The following is an 18905-nucleotide window of genomic DNA, read 5'->3' as shown; positions in this document are numbered from 1 at the left end:
CCCGATGGCGACGCCTCGTGCGCGACTATGAGCAGCGCATCGACGTCTCTCATGCCATGATCCTCGTCGCCATGGGCGGAAACCTGCTACGCAGAACAGCTCATCCCTGATTTTCCAAACGGACTCTTAGAGCAAGCCACCTAACATACAGATTATATTTCAATTAAATATTCTGCCTCTGAATTCTTAATTACACTCAAATCGAAATAAAACTATATTATCCACACGTGCGCAATTCACTTCCACCACATGATTTTCACCACCTTGGCGCACACATCATCGAGCCAGTCAACTAGCGCAAAGACAGGGCCTCCAAACACATGGCCGAAGTCCAGGTTCAGCTTCGGTTGACGAGCCGGACATCAGGCAGCTTCTCGATCTCGCGCTTCTTCACGTCGATCGTGACGTCTCCGTAGTCGTCGCCCGCCGTGCGGCTGGCATGTCCTTGAATGGCGTCGGAGACGCGGTCTGACAGGCCATGGATCCTCGCGTTCGTCTTGAATGCGTGACGGAAGCCGTGAAGGGGAGCGACGCCCGTGGGAACCAGGTCAGCGTCCTTGAGCCATTTGGCGACGCGGTTGGAGATCGTCTCGGCGGACTTGACCGCATCCTGCTCACCGTCGCGCTTCGGGTAGAACAGGGGGCCATCTGCGGCATCCTTCACGAACTTAAGAAAGCCCTGCTCGATCAGCTGGCGATGCAAGGGGACATCGCGATAGAGACCGGTTTTCGTCGTTCCTGCATCTGGCGTGATCCGCATGACGGCGACGCCGTCTCGTTCGCTGATGTCCTGCTTGCGAAGCTGCGTGATCTCCCCGATCCGGGCTCCGGTGAAGTGGGCAAGCCAAGGAGCCCATCGTTTGGCTGCCGAAAGCTGGTCGCTCTCGCGCGTGTCGGCGGGCCGCACGTAGCTGTGGGCGAACTCAAGCGCGCGTGTTGCCTCTTCGGCCGTGTATCCCTTTTCGCGATTGAGCCGCTTCTTGGGGACGCTCACCGAGGCGGTTATCGCGATTGGTTCGATATAGCCGTGGTTGCTGGCCCATTTCAGCGTCGACTTCACCATTGTGAGATAGCGGCTGTTGATGGTCTTCGCTGCGAGGCCCCTTTCGAACTGAAGATGCGAAAGCCAGTCGCTAATCCTTCTGTTCGTCAACAGCGTCAAATCGTCGGCGCCGAGGAACGCGATCAGGCTCTCGACCGGCCCGGTATAGGCCTTGGTGGTGCGTTCACCTCCCTGACCACCGGTCTTCGCCTTACGACACGCCTCGAACAGTGCCCGGATCGATGTTTCGTGGTCATCGCCCTCCTCCGAGCCGTCTATAACCGCCTCCGACGCCGGCTTGGGCGCATGATCCAGGGCCCATTGGGGATGTTCAGTAACTAACTGACCTTCATCACGCTCGAACATCCGCTTCAAGACCTCGATCTCGGCGTAAGCGAGGTGGCGCGCCAGACGCCGCCAGTCCGCCCCACCGTGCGAGCACGAATAAGAGCCGTTCCGCAGATGTGTCTCGATTTCCCGACCGAAAATGCGGTGAATGAGAGCGTTGCTGGCCGCGCCCGCGACGATCTGCTTCACGTCGGCGACGTAACCGTCGTCGATCCCAATGCGCGCGTAGCCCGGCGTGAGATCGCGCAGTTCCTCATCTGCACGAAGTCGGTCGGCATAGTGAAGCGCGCCGATTTCCTCGACTGTGAGCGGTGTGACTGGCTTCTCAATCAACTGCGCAGTCTCAACGTTGCCCAAGCGAGCGCGCGCATTCTCAATCTGCCGATTGAACCCGGCAATCACCTCCGGCAGTGCGCGAAGAGCGATCTGACGATCACCTCCTAGGGCTTTCAAAAGCTCGCGCTTGCCGAGAGCGTCGCGCAGTTCAGCCGGGACGCTCACTCTCGCGTAGAATCGACCGCGCGAGTCCTGATGAAGGTGCCTGATCCTGCCTGCCATGACATGCTCGTTTGTATGCGTCTTTGTAGGCGCAGCATGTATGCAAGCGGCTGAAAAGCAAGGATGAATAACGATTTCAAGGGGATGGATGGTGCTGCCGGAGAGATTTGAACTCTCGACCTCTCCCTTACCAAGGGAGTGCTCTACCCCTGAGCTACGGCAGCGATGAGCGCGGGTGTATGCGCAAATTCCGGCATGGTCAAGAGGGGTTCACGGGTTTTGACATCGCAATCCACCTCCTGCTCCGCCAGGCCGGCAACGGCCAGGCGCGGCCGTCCCGGCGCGCCCTCGGAGTCCTTGCGATCCGCCTCGGTTTTGCGGCATATCCTGAAAGCCGCACCGCGCACCGGGCAGGCAAATCCCCAGCGCGGCGCGTCGACAAGCCTCACCATGCACGGGGATTGGCGTGACGGATCGTCCGCGACACATCAGCAAGCGCCCAGCGCCCGGCAGCGGCAAGAACGCCGACAGCGTCTCTGGCAGCGTCACTGGCAGCGACACCGCCAGGAGCGGCAAGCCGGCAAGCCGGGAGGAAGACCGCGCGGCGCGTCTGGCCGCGGCCCTGCGCGCCAACCTTCGCCGGCGCAAGGCGGCGGCGCAGCGTGAGCCCGCCTCGTCCGAGAACCATGATACCGAGGATCCGGCCGGCCCGTCCGCGCGGGGACCCGACGAGGATTGAGCGACCGACCCGCCTGACGGGATTCGGGAGGGTGCCGGGACAGGGCGGCAGGAGACGGGGATTGCAGCGGCGACGGCCGGCGCGGGCGGTCTCGGCCGGCGCGGGCGGTCTCAGGCGGCTCAGGCGGCCTTGCCGTTCTCGCCGTTGTCCATGCCCTGCCAGATCTTCTGCCGGTTGCGGATCTCGCGCGGCGCGGGACCGAAATAGCTCGGTGTCTTCACGAAATCACGCGGCTGCATGATGACGCTGCTGACCCGCTGGTAGAGCGCCTTGGCGGAAATCGGCTTGGACAGCAGTTCGTGCACGCCGAGCCGCCGCGCCTCGATGATGCGGCTGCGTTCGGTGTGGCCCGTGACCATGATGATCGGGATATAGGCGAAGGGATTGTGCGGATTGCGGATCATCCGCACCATGTCGGCGCCGTCGAGGATCGGCATCACCCAGTCGAGGATCAGGATGTCCGGATTGGCGCGTTCCATGGCCTCAAGGCCCGAGGCGCCGTCTTCGGCCTCGACGATCCGCCGCGCGCCGAATCCCTGCAGCATCGTGCGCAGGATGGTGCGCATGTAAGCGCTGTCCTCGACGAGAAGAAAGGTCAGGGATGCCAGATCAAGCGACACATTGAACCTCCGGTGCCCCTTCATATGGCACGGGAAATCTGAAATATCGGTTAGCCCGGTCGATCGTTTTTTCGCTCATCCGCCGGCAGGTCGTCATCCTGCAGGATCCGGTACTTGGCGCCTTCCAGATCCTCGTACTGACCGGACTTGAGCGACCAGAGAAACCCGATCAGACCGAGCAGCCCGAGCGCCAGCGCCGCCGGGATGAGATAGATCAGCACGTCCATCAGGTGGCCTCCGCTGCCGGTCGGGCCGCGCCGCGGTCCCGCTTCGGCGAAGCGGGCGCCGGGGCGGGCGCGGACGGGGCCTGCGCCGCATGCGGATCGCCAAGCCGCAGCCGCAGCGCGTTCAGCGTCACCACCAGCGAGGACGAGGACATCGCCAGCGCCGCCCAGAGCGGGGTGACGAAGCCGGCCACGGCGAAGGGAACGGCGACGAAATTGTAGAGCACCGAAAAGCGCAGGTTCTGCACCATCGCCCGGTGCGCCCGCCGGGCATGACCGAGCGCGTCGGCGACCGGCGCCAGCTTGTCGCCGAGGAAGACGGCATCGGCTGCGGCCTGCGCGACATGCACCGCCGTCACCGGCGAGATCGACACATGGGCGGCGGCCAGCGCCGGGGCATCGTTGAGCCCGTCGCCGACCATCAGCACCTTGCGTCCCTCGCCGGCCAGGTGTTCCAGCCGGGCGATCTTGGCCGTCGGGGTGAGTTCGGCCGCCCAGTCGTCGATGCCGAGGTCCCGCGCCACCTGCTCGACCGGAGCCGTGCGGTCGCCGGACAGGATGGCCAGCCGGTAGCCGTCGCGGCGCAGCCGCGCCACCGTCTCCACCGCATCCGGCCGCAGCCGCTGGCCGACCGCGAACGGTAGCGCCGGGGCATCGCCATCGCGGAAGGCGATCAGCGAACTGCCCGGATGCCGCGCGGCGAAACCCGCCACCTCGGCCTCGTCCATCCCGCAGAAACGGGCGCTGCCGAGCCGCAATTCGCGCCCCTCGAACAGGGCGGCGATGCCCTCGCCCGGCGTCTCGCGCACCTCGTCCAACGGCACCGCGGCATCGGCGGCGCGCGCCAGCGCGGTCGCCAGCGGGTGGCGACTTGCCAGTGCCAGCCGGCCGGCCAGATGCAGGGTGTCGGGGACGATATCGCTGGCCCCGGCGACTTCCGGCAACGGCAGCGTCAGCGTGCCGGTCTTGTCGAAGACGATGGTGTCGGCCTCGGCGAGGCGCTCGATGGCATCGCCCGAATGCAGCAGAACGCCGGCGCGGAACAGCAGGCCGGAGGTCACCACCTGCACCGCCGGCACGGCAAGGCCGAGCGCGCAGGGGCAGGTGATGATCAGCACAGAGATGGAAATCACCAGCGCCGGCTGCCAGCCGCTGCCGGCCAGATACCAGCCGGCGAAGGTCAGCAGGGCGGCCAGATGCACCACCGGCGAATAGTGCTTGGCGACCCGGTCGGCGAGTTGCACATAGCGCGAGCGGGCCTGGGCGGCGGTCTCCAGCAAGCGCGTCACTTCGTCCAGCAGCGTCGCGCCGGAGGCGACCGTCACCTGCACGGTCAGGCTGGCGGAGGCATTGGTCGTGCCCGCATAGACCGTATCCCCCGGCCCGACGGAGGCGAGCGCGGTCTCGCCGGTCACCAGGCTCTGGTCGATCTCGGAATGGCCGGAAACGACGCGCCCGTCGAGCGGCACGCGCTCGCCGGCGCGCACATGGATCAGGGCGCCGGGCTCGACCCGCGACAGCGGCACCTCGCGCAAGGACCCGTCCGGGCGCTGGATCACCGCCGTCTCCGCCTTCAGCGCCGCGATGTTCTCGGCGAAGGCACGGGTGCGGCGGCGCATCATATGATCGAGATAGCGGCCGATCAGCAGGAAGAACAGCAGCATGACGGCGGATTCGAAATAGGCGTGGTGGGCCGACTGGACCGTCTGCATCACCGACAGGAACAGGGCCAGCGTCACGCCGATGACGATCGGCACGTCCATGTTGAGCCGACCGGCCCGCAGCGCCGCGAAGGCCGAGCGCAGGAACGGCCGGCCGGCATAGACGGCGGCCGGCAGCGCGATCAGGGCCGACACCCAGTGGAAGAAGTCGCGAGTCTCGGGTTCGATGCCGCTGACATTGCCCGACCAGACCGAGACCGACAGCAGCATGATGTTCATCATCGCGAAGCCGGAGACGGCCAGCGCGCGCAAAAGCTCCCGCCCGGCTGCGTCGGAGCGCTCGCGCACATCCGCCGGATCGAAGGGATGGGCCCGGTAGCCGAGCCGCGTCAGCACCTCGATGATCCGCTCGGCGCTCGTCGTCTCCTGGCACCACTCCACGGCAAGCCGGTGGCTGGTCAGGTTGAGGCGGGCCCGTTCGACGCCCGGCTCCAGGCCGAGCCCCTGCTCGATCTCCACCATGCAGGCGGCACAGGTCACCCCCTCGACGGCGAGATCCATATGGGCCTTGCCGTCGTCTTTCAGGGTGACGAAGGCATCCCAGTCGCGCTCATGCACGGTCATGTCGGTCGCCGCTCCTCCTCTTCCTGCCGTCTATTCGGCAAAGAAGATCCGGTTCTGCGAACGGAAGGCCTCCCCGTCCTCTCCGGACCTTGCGTCGAGCTGCAGGATCCAACGGCCGGGGACGATCTCCTCGGCCTCTGCCGCATAGCGCCCGAGTTCACCCTCGGACAGGATCAGCCGGCGGGCCGGCTCCGGGCTCGCGGGCCGCTGCAGCGTCGCCTCCACCGCCAACCCGGTCAGCGGCGAGCCATTGCTGTCGCGCGCCATCACCTCGATCCGCGCGACGCCGTTGTCGTCGCGGGTGACATTGCCGGACACATCCCAGTTCAGCGCTTTCTGGGCACGGGAGGCCGCAATTTCCCCGTTATAGGCCTGTCCCGCCTCGTAGGCGCGGTCCGTCACCACGCCGGGGAAGGTGCTCAGGGCGAAATAGACGAAGAAGATGTTGGCGACCAGCATCACGAAGAAGAAACCGCCAAGCCATGCAAGGACCGTTCGCCCGGTCATCTTGCGCTCGGTTGTCTGCTGCTGCGCTCCAGCGGCGGTTCCGGCCATCTTCAACTCCTGGTCGATGCTGTTTCCATTGGGGGCGATTTTAACGGATGGGGGAGGCTCGCGACAGCCGCAAGCCTCCGATCCGGGTTAGTACGTGTCGACAGCCGCTGCTTACGGCGCCTTGAAGAAGTCGCTCGACGTCGCCATGTCGCCGCTTGCCATATCCCGCAGGCGGAAGGTGACGGGGGTCGACTTTGCAAGCTCCGTACCGACCGGCGAAAACACCAGCACGCGCAACTCGCGGGTGGTGTCCGGACCGATCGGCACCAGGGGATGGCCCTCCACCGTCTCGCTGATGCCGACCACCTCGATGCGGGTGCCGTCCGGCATGCCTTCCACCGACAGGGCGAACTCGCGCGCGGCCAGGCGCTTGTTCAGCATCCGGATGGTGTAGCCGTTGCGCACGCTGCCGTCGGACAGTTCCACATAGATCGGGTTGCGGTCGTGCAGAACGCTCATGCCCTCGTGTTCGCGGGTCACCAGCGCATAGGCCATGATCGCGCTGACCGCGACGATGATACAGGCATAGATGATGGTGCGCGGCCGGATCATCCGCACCACGGTCTCCCGGCCCTCCATGCGCCGCTTGATGTTCTCGTCGGTATCGTAGGCGATCAGCCCGTGCGGCTTGCCGACCTTGTCCATCACCGTGTCGCAGGCGTCGATGCACAATCCGCACTGGATGCAGCCGAGCTGGGTGCCCTGACGGATGTCGACGCCGGTCGGGCAGGCGTGGACGCACAATTGGCAGTCGATGCAATCGCCCGCCGGCAGCCCCTCCTCCTCGCGCTTGCGGTTCTGCTTCAGCGAGCCGCGCGGCTCGCCGCGGTCGTAGCGATAGGTGACGTTGAGCGCCTCCTCGTCGGTCAGCGCCGCCTGGATGCGCGGCCACGGGCAGAGGAAGATGCAGACCTGCTCGCGCATGTGGCCGGCAAGGGCATAGGTGGTGAAGGTGAGGATGCCGATCCACAGATAGGCGGAGAATGGCGCCTCGCCGGTCGCCAGCGACTTCACCAGGCTCGGCGCGTCGGCGAAGTAGAGCACCCAGGCGCCGCCCGTCCACCAGGCGATCATCAGCCACAGCGTGTGTTTGGAGAATTTCTGCATGACCTTGGTGGCGGTCCAGGGCTCGGCGTCGAGCAGGATCCGCTCGCGCCGGTCGCCCTCGACCACCCGCTCGACCCACAGGAACAGGTCGGTCCACACGGTCTGCGGACAGAGATAGCCGCACCAGATGCGGCCGGCGACCGCGTTCATCAGGAACAGCACCATCGCCGCGAGGATCAGGAGACCGGTGAGGTAATAGACCTCCTGCGGCCAGATCTCGATGAAGAAGAAATAGGCGCGCCGGCCGGCAAGATCGATCAGCACCGCCTGGTCCGGAGCATCGGGTCCACGGTCCCAACGCAGGAAGGGCAGGAAGTAGTAGATGCCAAGGGTTGCGAAGAGCACCGCCCACTTGATCTTGCGGAAGGTGCCGTGCACCGCCATCGGGTAGATCTTCTTGGCCGAGGCGAACCATTCTTCCGGCTGTCCACCGGCGCCGGAGGGATCCGATTCTGCGCGCATTGTTCCGTCCATCTCAGTGGGCTCCCATCTCTATGGGTTCCGCCGTCCCGAATTCGGGATGCTGTCGGGTTCCGGCGGAGGCGCCCGTTTCGGCGCGAGTCTACCGCTCCCCGTCGGCGACCGGATTGCGACACGTCAGCTCCGCGACAATCCGCCGCCGGCAGCCGGGACCGGCTCCGCAGCCTGTGCCGAGGACACTATCCGACGCGGCAGCCCGCCGCCTTGATCGGCGTCAAGCGATGCGGCGCCGGAAAACCGTCCTCGATCCTGCGCCTCTGGCCACAATTGCACAACCTCTTCCGCCGCCCGCCGCTATCCTTTCCGATCGGCGGGCACGACCGGACGGCAGATCCGGCACCGCTTCCAGACGGGTAGACTTCGAGGAGGGACACTTCCATGTCGCATATTCGATCCGTGGCGGCCGCCTGCGTGGCCGCCGGGCTGCTGGCATCCGCCGCGATGCCGGCCGCAAGCCATCCGCTCGATGCCTTGACCGAGGCGGAAATCACCGAGGCAGTGGCGCTGCTGACCCAGGCCGGCCATGCCGGCGACGACACGCTCTATCCCTATATCTCGCTGAAAGAGCCGGAAAAATCCGTGGTCCTCGGCTGGCGCGAGGGCGATCCGGAGCCCCGTGCCGTCGAGGTGCATTTCAAGACGGGGGACGGGGTCTTCATCGCCGAGGTCGACCTTGCCGGCGGGGCGGTCGTCTCGGTCGAGCCGGCTCCCGCCGAGACGATGATCCTGGTCGCCGAATTCATGACCGCGATGGATCTCGCGACATCGGATCCGGACTTCGTCGCCGGCCTCGAAAAGCGCGGACTGACGGCCGAACAGGTCTTCTGCCTGCCGCTCACCGCCGGGCGCTTCGGTCTGCCCGAGGAAGACGGCCGCAGGCTGATGAAAGTGCCCTGCTACGTGCTGCCCGAGGGCTCCAACTTCTATGCCAAGCCGATCGAGGGGCTCTACGCGGTCGTCGACCTCAATGCCGGAGCGGTGGTCCAGGTGTTCGACACCGGCGTGCGGCCGATCCCCGAGGACGGCTGGGGCTATACGGAAGCCGAGGTCGAGGCGCGCACCGGCACGCTGCGCCCCAGGGGCAATCCGGTCACCCTGTCGCAGCCCGGCGGCACCAACGTCACCATCGAGAACGGGCTGATCTCCTGGGACATCTGGCGCTTCCGCGCCCGCGTCGACAAGCGTCCGGGCGTGGTGCTGTCCAATATCGAGGTGCGCGACCGCGACCGCTGGCGGTCCGTCCTCTACCAGGCGCATCTGTCCGAGGTCTTCGTTCCCTACATGGATCCGGACGACGGCTGGTACTGGCGCACCTACATGGACAGCGGCGAATACGGGTTCGGCATCTTCCTGTCGCCGCTGCGCGCGGGCGTCGACTGCCCGGCCCATGCCACCTTCCTGCCGGCGGTGGTGCATACCGACGAGGGCGCGCCGCTCTCCATCCCCGACGCGATCTGCATCTTCGAGCGCAGCATCGGCGATCCGGCCTGGAGACATTTCGAGATCTTCGCGCAAGGCGAGAACGAGCAGGTCCCGGCCGAGGGACGTCCGGCGACGCAGCTCGTCCTGCGCTCGGCCTCCGAGGTCGGCAACTACGACTACCTCGTCGACTATGTCTTCCATCAGGACGGCCGGATCGACGTGATGGTCGGCTCGACGGGCCTCGACGCAGTGAAAGGCGCCGCCATCAAGTCGATGCATGACGAGGGCGCGGCCGAGGAGACCCGCTACGGCACGCTGGTCGCACCGAACCTGATCGCCCCCAATCACGACCACTATTTCAACTTCCGCCTCGACTTCGACATCGACGGCCAGGCGAACAGTTTCATGCGTACGGCGCTCGTTCCGGGCAAGCCGGAGGATGGCGCGCCGCGCCGCTCGTTCTGGGTCACCGAGAACACGACGGCAAGGACGGAACTGGAAGGGCGCTACAAGATCAACCCGGACAGGCCGGCCATGTATCATGTGATGAACATGGACGCGCACGGCCCGCTCGGCCATCATCCCGGCTACATGATCGTGCCGGGCAACAGCGTCGCCTACGCGCCCTTCGACTATGAGGGCGACATGCCGATGAAGCGCAACGCCTATGTCGAGTACACGCTGTGGAACACGCCCTACAGCGCGACTGAGCGCTATGCGGGCGGCCGGTTTGCCTTCCAGAGCGACGGCTCCGACACGCTGGCGGCCTGGACCAGGCAGGACCGGCCGATCGACAACACCGACATCGTCACCTGGTACACGATGGGCTTCCACCATGTACCGCACATGGAAGACTGGCCGGTGATGTCGACCATGTGGAAGGGCTTCACACTGCGCCCCTTCAACTTCTTCCCCTACAATCCGGCGCTCACGATCCGCCTGCCGGAATAGCGCGGTCCGCACCCGTGATTGACAGTCCCGGATCCGCCGCCCACCATCGGGCGACGGATCCGGAGACGGCCATGGATGCCCTGCCCCATGCCACGCCACGCGCCCTGCCCCCACATCGCCCCTCCACGGCGGCCCCCACATCCTCCTGCGCATCGGCTCCCGCTTCGCTCATGTTCAAAGCGACGATCTCCGCCGCGACCCTGCCGCTGATCTGCGACGTCTTCGACGAGGCCGGGCTCGATGTGTCGCGCGCGCTGGCCGAGACCGGCCTGAGCCCGTCCCGTCCCGGCGCGCAGCCGATCCCGCTCGACCGCTTCACCGCGCTGCTGCAAAACGCCGGCCTCCAGGCCGCGAACGACGCCTGCCTGTGGTCCTGCGGCCGGCGGATCGCCGAGCCGGCACTGGCCACGCTGTTTCCCTCCGGTCTCGGCGAGACACGGCTCGGCGGGCTTCTCGCCGGCGTGCTCTGCGACCTGCAGGCCATGCAGGAGGGGACGACCTTCGAGTGCCGGGTGCAGGACGACACCTGCATCCTCGCCTACCGCATCCATGATCCGCGGATCTGGCCGCGCTCGCGCGATGCGGAGTTCACCCTCGGCTTTCTGCATGCGATCGTCGAGCGTTCCGCCGGACCGGACTTGCCGGCGCACCTGACGCTGGAGCACGAACAGGACGGCAGCAGCGCCGCGCTGTCGCGACAGGCGCGCAGCGTGCCGCTCTACGGCCAGCCGCTCAACATGCTTGCCTTCCCGGCCCGGCTTCTCGACCGTATCGTCGACCCGGGCGCGCTGATGCCCGCGGCCGCGCCACAGACGCCCCCGCAGCCGTCGCGCGGCGACCGCGCCCCAGGCCATGACATCGCCGAGGCGATCCGCCGGCGCGTCGGGCAGGGTCCGTTCTCGCAAGGCGACATCGCCGCCGATCTCGGCATGTCGGGACGCAGCCTGCGCCGGCTGCTGGATGGCGAGGGCTCGACCTTCCGGGCGATAGCGGAAGAGGCGCGCCTCGACTATGCGCTCTGGGCGCTGCGACGCACCACGCTTGCCGTCGGCGAGATTGCCTGGCGCCTCGGCTACGACGACCAGGGCGCGTTTTCTCGCGCCTTTCGCCGGCTGACCGGGCAGACGCCCTCGCAGGTCCGCAGCAGGCCCCACGATCCGGAAGCGAGCGGGGATCGGCAGGAGGTTCGCGGCGGCGACCGCACTCCGGCCTGAAACGGGAAAGGCGCCCGCTAGGGGCGCCTTTCGAAGCTCAGTCCTTGCCTGTTCAGCGGCTCATTCGCCGCCGCCAAGGGCGTGGACATAGACCGCGAGCGACTTCACCGTCGCCGGATCGAGACGCGGCGCCCAGGCGGGCATCACGCTGTTGCGGGCATTGGTCACCTGCGCCGCGATCGCCTGGATCGACTTGCCGTAAAGGTAGTTGTTGGCGGTCAGATCGGGAGCGCCGACCTCCCGCATCCCCTTCAGGTCGTCGCCGTGGCAGGAGGCACAGTTCTCGGCATAGACTTCCTCGCCGGCCGCAAGATCCACGCCCGCCTCCGGCTCGAGGCCGACACGGCTGCCGACGAAGTTCGCCACCTGGATGATCTGCTCCTTGTCGAGCAGGCCATCGGTGCCGAAGGACGGCATGTCGCCGACGCGGGTCTCGTCATGACCCGAGCGGATGCCGTACTGCAGCGTCAGATGGATGTCTTCGAGCGACCCGCCCCAGATCCAGTTGTCGTCCTGCAGGTTGGGATAGCCGACGCCACCCACCGCGCCGGTACCATGGCACGGAGCGCAGTTGTCGCCGAAGGCCGCACGGCCGTTGGCCATGGCGAATTCCAGCAGGGACTGGGTCGACTCGATCTCTTCCAGCGAGGCGTCGATCAGCTTCTCGCCGATCTGTGCCCGCTCTGCCATGCCGGCCTCGTAGGCGGCCAGCGCATTGGCGCGCTGGCTGTCGCCGAGGACACCGGCGGTGTAGCCGGAAATCAGCGGCCAGGACGGATAGACCACCCAGTAGCCGATCGCCCAGACGATCGTGGCGTAGAAGATGTAGAGCCACCACTTCGGCAGCGGATTGTTCAGTTCCTTCAGACCATCCCACTCGTGCCCGGTCGTTTCGACGCCGGAGATGTGGTCGACCTCTTTCTTGTACCCGTCAGCCATGTCTCAATCCTCCCGCAAGGGGATCTGTGCCGCGTCGTCGAAGCGCTTGGCATTTTTGGGCCACAGCGCATAGGCGACGACACCTGCGAAAAGCACCACGAAGTAGATCAGCCCCCATGTCTGGGCGAAGCTGGCGACGGCCTCGTATGTCTCGTTCATCACCGCCTCCTCAGCGCAGGTTGGCCTTGTTGTCGTAGATCGAGAAGTCGACAAGGGTGCCGAGCATCTGGAGATAGGCGATCAGGGCGTCCATCTCCGTCACCTTGCTCGGATCGCCGTCGAAGTCGCGGACGATGGCGTTGGGGTAACGTTCCAGGAAGCTGTCGACCGCATCGCTGTCGGGCGTGGCCTGGGCGATCAGATCGCGTGCAGCCTCCGAAATCTGCGCCTCGTCATACGGCACGCCGACGATGGCATTGGCCTTCAGGTGATCCGAGATGCCCCGGGTCTCCACCCTGGCGTTGAGCAGGAAGGGGTAGCCGGGCATGATCGATTCCGGCACCACCGACCGCGGATCGACCAGGTGGTCGCGGTGCCACTCGTCCGAATACTTGCCGCCGACGCGGGCGAGATCCGGTCCGGTCCGCTTCGACCCCCATTGGAACGGGTGGTCATACATGCTCTCGGCCGCCAGGCTGAAGTGACCATAGCGCTCCAGTTCGTCCCGCATCGGGCGCACCATCTGCGAATGGCACAGGTAGCAGCCCTCGCGGATGTAGATGTTGCGCCCGGCCAGTTCGAGCGGGGTGTAGGGCCGCATGCCCTCCACCTTCTCGATGGTGCTCTTCAGGTAGAAGAGCGGGGCAATCTCGACGATGCCGCCGATGGAGACAACGACCAGAATTGCGATGACGAGAACCAGGGAGCGCTTCTCGAGGATTTCGTGTTTTTTCCAAATGGACATCTTGCTCTCCCCTTACTCGGCCGGAGCCATGGTGCCGACGGGAGCGGTTTCGGCCTCTTCAGCCTCGCCATGCCGTACGGTCATCCAGAGGTTGTAGGCCATGATCAGCGAGCCCGCGACGAAGAGGGCACCGCCAAGGGCGCGGATGACATAGAAGGGATGCATCGCCTCGACGGTCTCGATGAACGAGTACTCGAGGAAGCCCATGCTGTCATAGGCACGCCACATCAGGCCCTGCATGATGCCGGACACCCACATCGCGCAGATGTAGAGCACGATGCCGATCGTGGAGATCCAGAAGTGCCAGTTCACCAGCTTGAGTGAATAGACCTGCTTCTTGTTCCACAGCCAGGGGATCAGGCAGTAGAGGGCGCCGAAGGAGATGTAGCCGACCCAGCCGAGCGCACCCGAGTGGACGTGACCGATGGTCCAGTCCGTGTAGTGCGACAGCGAGTTGACGGCACGCAGGCTCATCAACGGACCTTCGAAGGTCGACATGCCGTAGAAGGCGATGGAGACAACCATCATGCGCAGCACCGGATCGGTGCGGAGCTTGTCCCAGGCCCCCGACAGGGTCATCAGGCCGTTGATCATGCCGCCCCACGAAGGCATCCACAGGATGATCGAGAAGGTGGCACCCAGCGTCGAGGCCCATTGCGGCAGCGCCGTGTAGTGGAGGTGATGCGGACCGGCCCAGATGTACAGGAAGATCAGCGCCCAGAAGTGCACGATCGACAGGCGGTAGGAATAGACCGGCCGCTCGGCGCGCTTGGGCACGAAGTAGTACATGATGGCGAGGAAGCCGGCGGTCAGGAAGAAGCCGACCGCGTTGTGGCCGTACCACCACTGCACCATGGCGTCCTGGACACCCGCCCACAGGATGTAGGACTTGGTGCCATAGATCGTCACCGGAACCGTCAGGTTGTTGACGATGTGCAGCATCGCGATGGTGACGATGAAGGCCAGGTAGAACCAGTTGGCCACGTAGATGTGCGGTTCCTTGCGCTTCCACAAAGTCCCGAGGAAAACCAGCAGGTAGGCTACCCAGACGATGGTCAGCCACAGATCGGCGTACCACTCCGGCTCGGCATATTCCTTCGACTGGGTTGCACCCAGCAGGTAGCCCGTGCCGGCGATGACGATGAACATGTTGTAGCCGAGAATCACGAACCAGGGCGCGATCGTGCCCGGCATGCGGGCGCGGCTGGTGCGCTGGACCACGTAGAAGGACGTGGCGAGCAGCACGTTGCCGCCGAAGGCGAAGATCACGGCCGAGGTGTGCAGCGGGCGCAGCCGGCCGAAATTCGTCCAGGGTAGGTCGAAATTCAGCACCGGATAGGCAAGCTGCAGCGCGATGATCAGGCCGACGGTGAACCCGGCGACGCCCCAGAACACCGCCGCCCAGGCGCCGAACTTGATCGGGCCGAGGTTGTAGTTCGGCTTGCCGTTGATTTCCTGCGGGACCGGTGCGCGGCCCTCGAAGAACTTCTTGAAGATAAGGAAGGCGCCAACGGCTGCAGCGAGTGAGCCGATTGCGGTGTGGAAGGCCATGACCTGATCATACGTCTTGCCGGCGATGATCAGACAGGCGAAGGCAATCACAACGAGGAATGCGGCGAAGAAGCCTTCCTCCATCGTGATGTACTTGGCTTGAGCTTGAGCCATTGGTGCGCGCCCCGAGTCTCTTGATGATCCAAACCCCACAGGGTCAAGGCGCAGGTATCGCCGATTGGCTCGAAGCCGCCTTGATCCAGGTCAACACAGCTTGCGGGAAAGTCGCGACAAGAACATCCGCAAAAGCACGTCTGCGACGTTTTGTTTTTGGATTTTCCTGCCGTTGCGCCCCTTTTCCGGCCGCCCCGAGCCGCCATACCGAGGCCGTCGAGCCTTGGAGACCGGCCGTATCCGCCTCTCAGACGGTCCTGTCCGGCGGCCCGAGAATGCGGCGCGTGACGAAGGGCAGGATCAGCACCATGCCGATATAGCGGGCGAGCTGGTGCGCGGCGACAAAGGCCGGATCGAGGTCGAGCAGGAAGGCAAGCAGGGTCATCGCCTCCAGCCCGCCGGGCGCATAGGCCAGCAGCAACTGGCCGAGCGGCAGACCGAGCACGCCCCAGGCCAGCAGCGAGATGGCAACGGCGATGCTCATGCCGACGGCAAAGGCGCCGAGACTGACCAGAAGCAGGCGCAGCAGATCGCGCAGCCCGATATTGGTGAAGCGGCAGCCGATCAGACAGCCGAGGCCGATGAGCGCGGGCACGATCAGCCAGTCCGGCAACTGCACCACCAGCGCGCCGCTGGCGTTGAGCGCGGCGCTGACGAAGAACGGGCCGGTCAGCCAGCCGGCCGGCACGCCGAGCCGCTGGAACAGGTAGCCGGCGACGAGCCCGACGCCCGCCACGAGAGAGACCGGCAGCAATTCGAGCGGCACGGCCGAGGCAACGGCGCCGCCCCCGCCGGGGTCGCTCCCCGCGATGATCGGCGGCAGCAGCGAGACCAGGATGAACACCCTCAGCGTCTGGGCGATCGCCACCCGCATCGTGTCGGCGCGCGGATAGGAGAGCGAGAGGATCATCACATAGGACAGGGCGCCGGGAATCGCGGCGAAATAGGCCGTGTGGCGGTCCCAGCCGGCGATCCGGCGCTGGAACAGATAGGTGGCGCCGAGCACGGCGGCCACGGAGACGAGAACCAGTGCCATGGTGAGCGGCCACTCGCCGATCCGATCCACCGTTTCCGGCGTCACGCCGGCGCCCATGGTCAGGCCGAGAATCACGAAGAGCAGGTCGCGGAAGCGGTCGGGAACCTTGCAGGACACACCGGACAGGACGGCGGCGGCGGTGGCGACCATCGCGCCGGCCAGCCACGCCGCCGGCAGGCCCACGAGATGAAATGCGCCGCCGCCGAGAGCGCCGATCGCCAGCGTCGTGAGGACCTGCCGCAGTGTGTGCATGGGAATCCGCCGCGGACCCGAGCGGATCCGGAAACTGGGTGAGTGATTGGGCAATAGACCAAGAAACGCGTCGGGCCGGCATGCGTTCTCTGCAAGCCTGCCATGCATAATCGCATGTCCGCGACGTTGAGCAGGATCAAGGTTCGCCCGGCGCGAAGCTGGCAAGGTCGCCGCATGAGCAACCTTGACCACCGCTATGCGACACGTTCCGTGCCGCGCTACACCAGCTACCCGACCGCGCCGCATTTCCATGCCGGCGTCACCGGGGCGACTTATGGCGACTGGCTGGCGGGACTGCCAGCCGACACGCCGCTGTCCCTCTATCTGCACGTCCCCTATTGCCGGGTGATCTGCTCCTATTGCGGCTGCCACACCAAGGCGGCGCGGCGCGACGAGCCGCTGCTCGACTATACGGACGCGCTGCTGGCGGAAATCGACCTGGTCGCCGAGCGGCTGCCGCAGCGCAGCCGGACCGTGCACATCCACTGGGGCGGCGGCACGCCGAGCCTGCTTCCGCGCGCCCAGTTCCTGTCCGTGGTCGAGCGGCTGCATAAACATTTCGTCTTCGATCCCGCCCACGAGCACGCGATCGAGCTCGACCCGCGCACGGTGACGGAGGATCTGGCGGAGACGCTGCGCGAGGCCGGCATCACCCGCGCCAGCCTCGGCGTGCAGGACTTCGACCCGGTGGTGCAGAAGGCCATCGGCCGGGTGCAGCCGTTCGAGCAGGTGGCAAGCGCCGTCGAGCGGTTGCGCGCGGTCGGCATCGACGCACTGAATTTCGACCTGATGTACGGCCTGCCGTTCCAGACGCTGGAAACGGTCACCGAGACGATCCGGCTGACGCGGGATCTCGCGCCGGGACGCATCGCCCTGTTCGGCTATGCCCATGTGCCGTGGATGAAGAAGCACCAGCGGCTGATCGACGAGAGCCGGCTGCCGGACTCGCGCGAGCGCATCGCCATGGCCGATCACGCCCGCGCCCACCTGATCGAGGCCGGCTACAGGGCCATCGGCCTCGACCATTTCGCCATGCCCGACGACACGATGGCACAGGCGCTCGATGCCGGCCGCCTGCGCCGCAACTTCCAGGGCTACACCACCGACACCGCCGACACGCTGATCGGCTTCGGCGCCTCCTCGATCGGCCGCCTGCCCCAGGGATACATCCAGAACATGCCGGACACCGGCGGCTGGAGCCGGGCGATCGCCGACGGACTGCTGCCGGTGGCGCGCGGCATCGCTCTCGATGCCGACGACCGCGCCCGCGCCGACATCATCGAACGGCTGATGACCGAGCATGCGGCCGATATCGGCGAGATCGCGGCCGCCCACGGCCTGCCGCTGGCGCATTTCTCCGGCAGCATGGCCGATCTTGGCGAATTGGTCGAGGACGGGCTGGTGGAGATCGACGGCGCCCGCATCCGGGTGACGCCGCGCGGGGCACCGTATGCCCGGATCGCGGCCGCCGCGTTCGACATCTACCTGCAGAGCGGGCTGGCCCGCCATTCGGTGGCCGTCTGACACCTCCCCTCGCCCTTCAGAGCGAGGGCGAACAAAAAGGCCCCGGGCTGGCGAAGCCCGGGGCTATGAGGTCCGTGTGGGAGGACAACGGACCGTTCGTCGGCAGGAGCCCGCCGACATCGGTGCAGGCGTCAGTGGATTCCGGTCAACTGGCACAGGCCGCAGACACGGGTCACATGAATACGGTCCTGCCGCTCCAGGCGGATCACACCGCGACGCTTCAATTCGGAGATCACCCGGCTGACCGTCTCGATGGTCAGGCCGAGATAGTCGGCGATTTCCTGGCGCGTCATGGTGAGCACCAGGTCGTGCGGGTCGCAGGTCTCGGAGAGCGGGCCGGTGCAGCCCTCGCCGCCGCGGTTCGGCACCATGCGGATGAGATAGCTGGCGACCCGCTCCATCGCGGACTTGCGGCCGAGCAGCATCGCATGCTCGTGCAGGCGCTCCATCTGCGACATCAGGCACTTCGCCACATGGCTCTGCAGCACGGCCGAGGCGTCGACCTCGCGGCGGTCATGAACCGCCAACCGCACGGGCGTCAGCGTCTCGGCCGAGCAGTCATAGCGCTCGCCCCCCGCCGTCCCGAAGATCATGCCGCGGTTGAGGATCTCGACCACCTGACGGCGACCGTCCGGCAGAAGCTTGTAGAGCATGACGATACCGTCCTGCAGCTCGAAGATCCGCTCGGCCTGATCGCCCTCATAGAAAATGACATGGTGCTGTTCGTGGCGCTGCACACGCGCCGTCGGCGTCTTGGCGACCTCGCGCACAGCGCGTCCCGTGACCCGCTGCTGCCCTATCGTCTCGGAAGTCCGATCCAGGTAGGCCATCGCCCCCTCCTCCTGCTGCCTCGCGTTGCCGGTGGGATTTCGGTTCGCGGGCCCGTCCGCCCGGCCAACCGGAGCCGTGTTCCGTCCGAAAACAGCTCTCCGTCAACTTGGAGAAAATCTAGATGCGGCGGCTGCCGGGGGAAACTTCGGTGGTTTTCGTACGACGTTGTACCTAGAGGCTCGGCGCCGACATTTACAGCCTGGCGTGAAAGTCCGAAAGTTTCCGCAAAATTCAAGAGAACCTACGGAAAAGACCTGATTTCAATCGAT

Annotated in this window: 16 protein-coding genes, 1 tRNA gene and 1 pseudogene; 5 read left to right on the top strand and 13 right to left on the bottom strand. The window is 65.9% G+C overall.

Going from position 1 to position 18905, the window contains the following annotated elements:
* Positions 1 to 110: pseudogene (locus TSB10GB4_RS19500) on the top strand (IS5/IS1182 family transposase); the annotation flags it as partial.
* A gap of 227 nt (positions 111 to 337) precedes the next feature.
* On the opposite strand, the gene TSB10GB4_RS19495 reads toward TSB10GB4_RS19500, so the two are convergent.
* Positions 338 to 1948: a tyrosine-type recombinase/integrase gene (locus TSB10GB4_RS19495; protein WP_186397108.1), complete on the bottom strand. Its 1611-nt coding sequence runs from the start codon at positions 1946 to 1948 to the stop codon at positions 338 to 340.
* An 89-nt stretch (positions 1949 to 2037) separates the two neighbouring features.
* Positions 2038 to 2112 (bottom strand) — tRNA-Thr (locus TSB10GB4_RS19490).
* Between the two features lie 242 nt (positions 2113 to 2354).
* Here TSB10GB4_RS19490 and TSB10GB4_RS19485 point away from each other — a divergent pair.
* Positions 2355 to 2627, top strand: coding sequence for a hypothetical protein (locus TSB10GB4_RS19485; protein ID WP_208984889.1), 273 nt, complete (start codon positions 2355 to 2357; stop codon positions 2625 to 2627).
* A gap of 119 nt (positions 2628 to 2746) precedes the next feature.
* Here the strand turns inward: TSB10GB4_RS19485 and TSB10GB4_RS19480 are convergent, their stop codons facing one another.
* The 5 genes from TSB10GB4_RS19480 to ccoG all read right to left on the bottom strand — a co-directional run bounded on the left by TSB10GB4_RS19480 (position 2747) and on the right by ccoG (position 7880).
* Positions 2747 to 3247, bottom strand: a complete 501-nt coding sequence (locus tag TSB10GB4_RS19480) for a response regulator (RefSeq protein WP_208984886.1) — start codon at positions 3245 to 3247, stop codon at positions 2747 to 2749.
* A gap of 50 nt (positions 3248 to 3297) precedes the next feature.
* Positions 3298 to 3474, bottom strand: coding sequence for a cbb3-type cytochrome oxidase assembly protein CcoS (gene ccoS / locus TSB10GB4_RS19475; protein ID WP_186397107.1), 177 nt, complete (start codon positions 3472 to 3474; stop codon positions 3298 to 3300).
* Entirely contained in the window at positions 3474 to 5756 is a 2283-nt protein-coding gene (locus tag TSB10GB4_RS19470) for a heavy metal translocating P-type ATPase (protein ID WP_186397106.1), read from the bottom strand. Before TSB10GB4_RS19470 ends, ccoS begins: the two co-directional genes overlap by 1 nt.
* 30 nt (positions 5757 to 5786) lie before the next feature.
* Positions 5787 to 6311, bottom strand: a complete 525-nt coding sequence (locus tag TSB10GB4_RS19465) for a FixH family protein (RefSeq protein ID WP_186397105.1) — start codon at positions 6309 to 6311, stop codon at positions 5787 to 5789.
* A gap of 111 nt (positions 6312 to 6422) precedes the next feature.
* A complete protein-coding gene (gene ccoG / locus TSB10GB4_RS19460) occupies positions 6423 to 7880 on the bottom strand; it encodes a cytochrome c oxidase accessory protein CcoG (protein ID WP_208984885.1) in 1458 nt (485 codons plus the stop codon).
* A 396-nt stretch (positions 7881 to 8276) separates the two neighbouring features.
* Between ccoG and TSB10GB4_RS19455 the strand changes: the two genes are divergently transcribed.
* The gene (locus TSB10GB4_RS19455; RefSeq protein ID WP_186397104.1) at positions 8277 to 10271 is read left to right on the top strand and encodes a tyramine oxidase; all 1995 of its coding nucleotides are present in this window, start codon (positions 8277 to 8279) and stop codon (positions 10269 to 10271) included.
* A gap of 170 nt (positions 10272 to 10441) precedes the next feature.
* Positions 10442 to 11485: an AraC family transcriptional regulator gene (locus TSB10GB4_RS19450; RefSeq protein ID WP_186397103.1), complete on the top strand. Its 1044-nt coding sequence runs from the start codon at positions 10442 to 10444 to the stop codon at positions 11483 to 11485.
* 60 nt (positions 11486 to 11545) lie between these two features.
* Here TSB10GB4_RS19450 and ccoP read toward each other — a convergent pair whose 3' ends face one another.
* The 5 genes from ccoP to TSB10GB4_RS19425 all read right to left on the bottom strand — a co-directional run bounded on the left by ccoP (position 11546) and on the right by TSB10GB4_RS19425 (position 16281).
* Positions 11546 to 12424: a cytochrome-c oxidase, cbb3-type subunit III gene (gene ccoP, locus TSB10GB4_RS19445; RefSeq protein WP_186385876.1), complete on the bottom strand. Its 879-nt coding sequence runs from the start codon at positions 12422 to 12424 to the stop codon at positions 11546 to 11548.
* 3 nt (positions 12425 to 12427) lie between these two features.
* Positions 12428 to 12583, bottom strand: coding sequence for a cbb3-type cytochrome c oxidase subunit 3 (locus TSB10GB4_RS19440; protein ID WP_186385875.1), 156 nt, complete (start codon positions 12581 to 12583; stop codon positions 12428 to 12430).
* Between the two features lie 10 nt (positions 12584 to 12593).
* Positions 12594 to 13328, bottom strand: coding sequence for a cytochrome-c oxidase, cbb3-type subunit II (gene ccoO, locus TSB10GB4_RS19435; RefSeq protein ID WP_186385874.1), 735 nt, complete (start codon positions 13326 to 13328; stop codon positions 12594 to 12596).
* Between the two features lie 12 nt (positions 13329 to 13340).
* Positions 13341 to 14993, bottom strand: a complete 1653-nt coding sequence (ccoN, locus tag TSB10GB4_RS19430; protein WP_186385873.1) for a cytochrome-c oxidase, cbb3-type subunit I — start codon at positions 14991 to 14993, stop codon at positions 13341 to 13343.
* A gap of 247 nt (positions 14994 to 15240) precedes the next feature.
* Positions 15241 to 16281 (bottom strand): AbrB family transcriptional regulator, encoded by a 1041-nt coding sequence (locus TSB10GB4_RS19425; protein ID WP_186385872.1) that lies wholly within the window; start codon positions 16279 to 16281, stop codon positions 15241 to 15243.
* Positions 16282 to 16455: 174 nt separating this feature from the next.
* Between TSB10GB4_RS19425 and hemN the strand changes: the two genes are divergently transcribed.
* Positions 16456 to 17805 carry an oxygen-independent coproporphyrinogen III oxidase gene (gene hemN, locus TSB10GB4_RS19420; protein ID WP_186397102.1) on the top strand — a complete coding sequence of 450 codons (1350 nt, stop codon included), beginning with the start codon at positions 16456 to 16458 and terminating at the stop codon, positions 17803 to 17805.
* Positions 17806 to 17936: 131 nt separating this feature from the next.
* Here hemN and TSB10GB4_RS19415 read toward each other — a convergent pair whose 3' ends face one another.
* Positions 17937 to 18635, bottom strand: a complete 699-nt coding sequence (locus TSB10GB4_RS19415) for a Crp/Fnr family transcriptional regulator (RefSeq protein WP_186385870.1) — start codon at positions 18633 to 18635, stop codon at positions 17937 to 17939.
* Between the last annotated feature and the right edge of the window lie 270 nt (positions 18636 to 18905).

The sequence above is a fragment of the Stappia sp. TSB10GB4 genome, assembly GCF_900185745.1.
In the GTDB taxonomy this organism is placed as follows: Bacteria; Pseudomonadota; Alphaproteobacteria; order Rhizobiales; family Stappiaceae; genus Stappia.
The sequence above is the reverse complement of the archived record's forward strand: the minus strand, read 5'-3'. Positions and strand labels throughout refer to the sequence as shown.

Bases quoted from the DNA above. Each gene is read 5' to 3' on its own strand.
- TSB10GB4_RS19495 (WP_186397108.1), bottom strand. From the start codon at position 1,948: ATGGCAGGCAGGATCAGGCACCTTCATCAGGACTCGCGCGGTCGATTC.
- ccoS (WP_186397107.1), bottom strand. From the start codon at position 3,474: ATGGACGTGCTGATCTATCTCATCCCGGCGGCGCTGGCGCTCGGGCTG.
- TSB10GB4_RS19470 (WP_186397106.1), bottom strand. From the start codon at position 5,756: ATGACCGTGCATGAGCGCGACTGGGATGCCTTCGTCACCCTGAAAGAC.
- TSB10GB4_RS19465 (WP_186397105.1), bottom strand. From the start codon at position 6,311: ATGGCCGGAACCGCCGCTGGAGCGCAGCAGCAGACAACCGAGCGCAAG.
- ccoG (WP_208984885.1), bottom strand. From the start codon at position 7,880: ATGCGCGCAGAATCGGATCCCTCCGGCGCCGGTGGACAGCCGGAAGAA.
- TSB10GB4_RS19455 (WP_186397104.1), top strand. From the start codon at position 8,277: ATGTCGCATATTCGATCCGTGGCGGCCGCCTGCGTGGCCGCCGGGCTG.
- TSB10GB4_RS19450 (WP_186397103.1), top strand. From the start codon at position 10,442: ATGTTCAAAGCGACGATCTCCGCCGCGACCCTGCCGCTGATCTGCGAC.
- ccoP (WP_186385876.1), bottom strand. From the start codon at position 12,424: ATGGCTGACGGGTACAAGAAAGAGGTCGACCACATCTCCGGCGTCGAA.
- TSB10GB4_RS19440 (WP_186385875.1), bottom strand. From the start codon at position 12,583: ATGAACGAGACATACGAGGCCGTCGCCAGCTTCGCCCAGACATGGGGG.
- ccoO (WP_186385874.1), bottom strand. From the start codon at position 13,328: ATGTCCATTTGGAAAAAACACGAAATCCTCGAGAAGCGCTCCCTGGTT.
- ccoN (WP_186385873.1), bottom strand. From the start codon at position 14,993: ATGGCTCAAGCTCAAGCCAAGTACATCACGATGGAGGAAGGCTTCTTC.
- TSB10GB4_RS19425 (WP_186385872.1), bottom strand. From the start codon at position 16,281: ATGCACACACTGCGGCAGGTCCTCACGACGCTGGCGATCGGCGCTCTC.
- hemN (WP_186397102.1), top strand. From the start codon at position 16,456: ATGAGCAACCTTGACCACCGCTATGCGACACGTTCCGTGCCGCGCTAC.
- TSB10GB4_RS19415 (WP_186385870.1), bottom strand. From the start codon at position 18,635: ATGGCCTACCTGGATCGGACTTCCGAGACGATAGGGCAGCAGCGGGTC.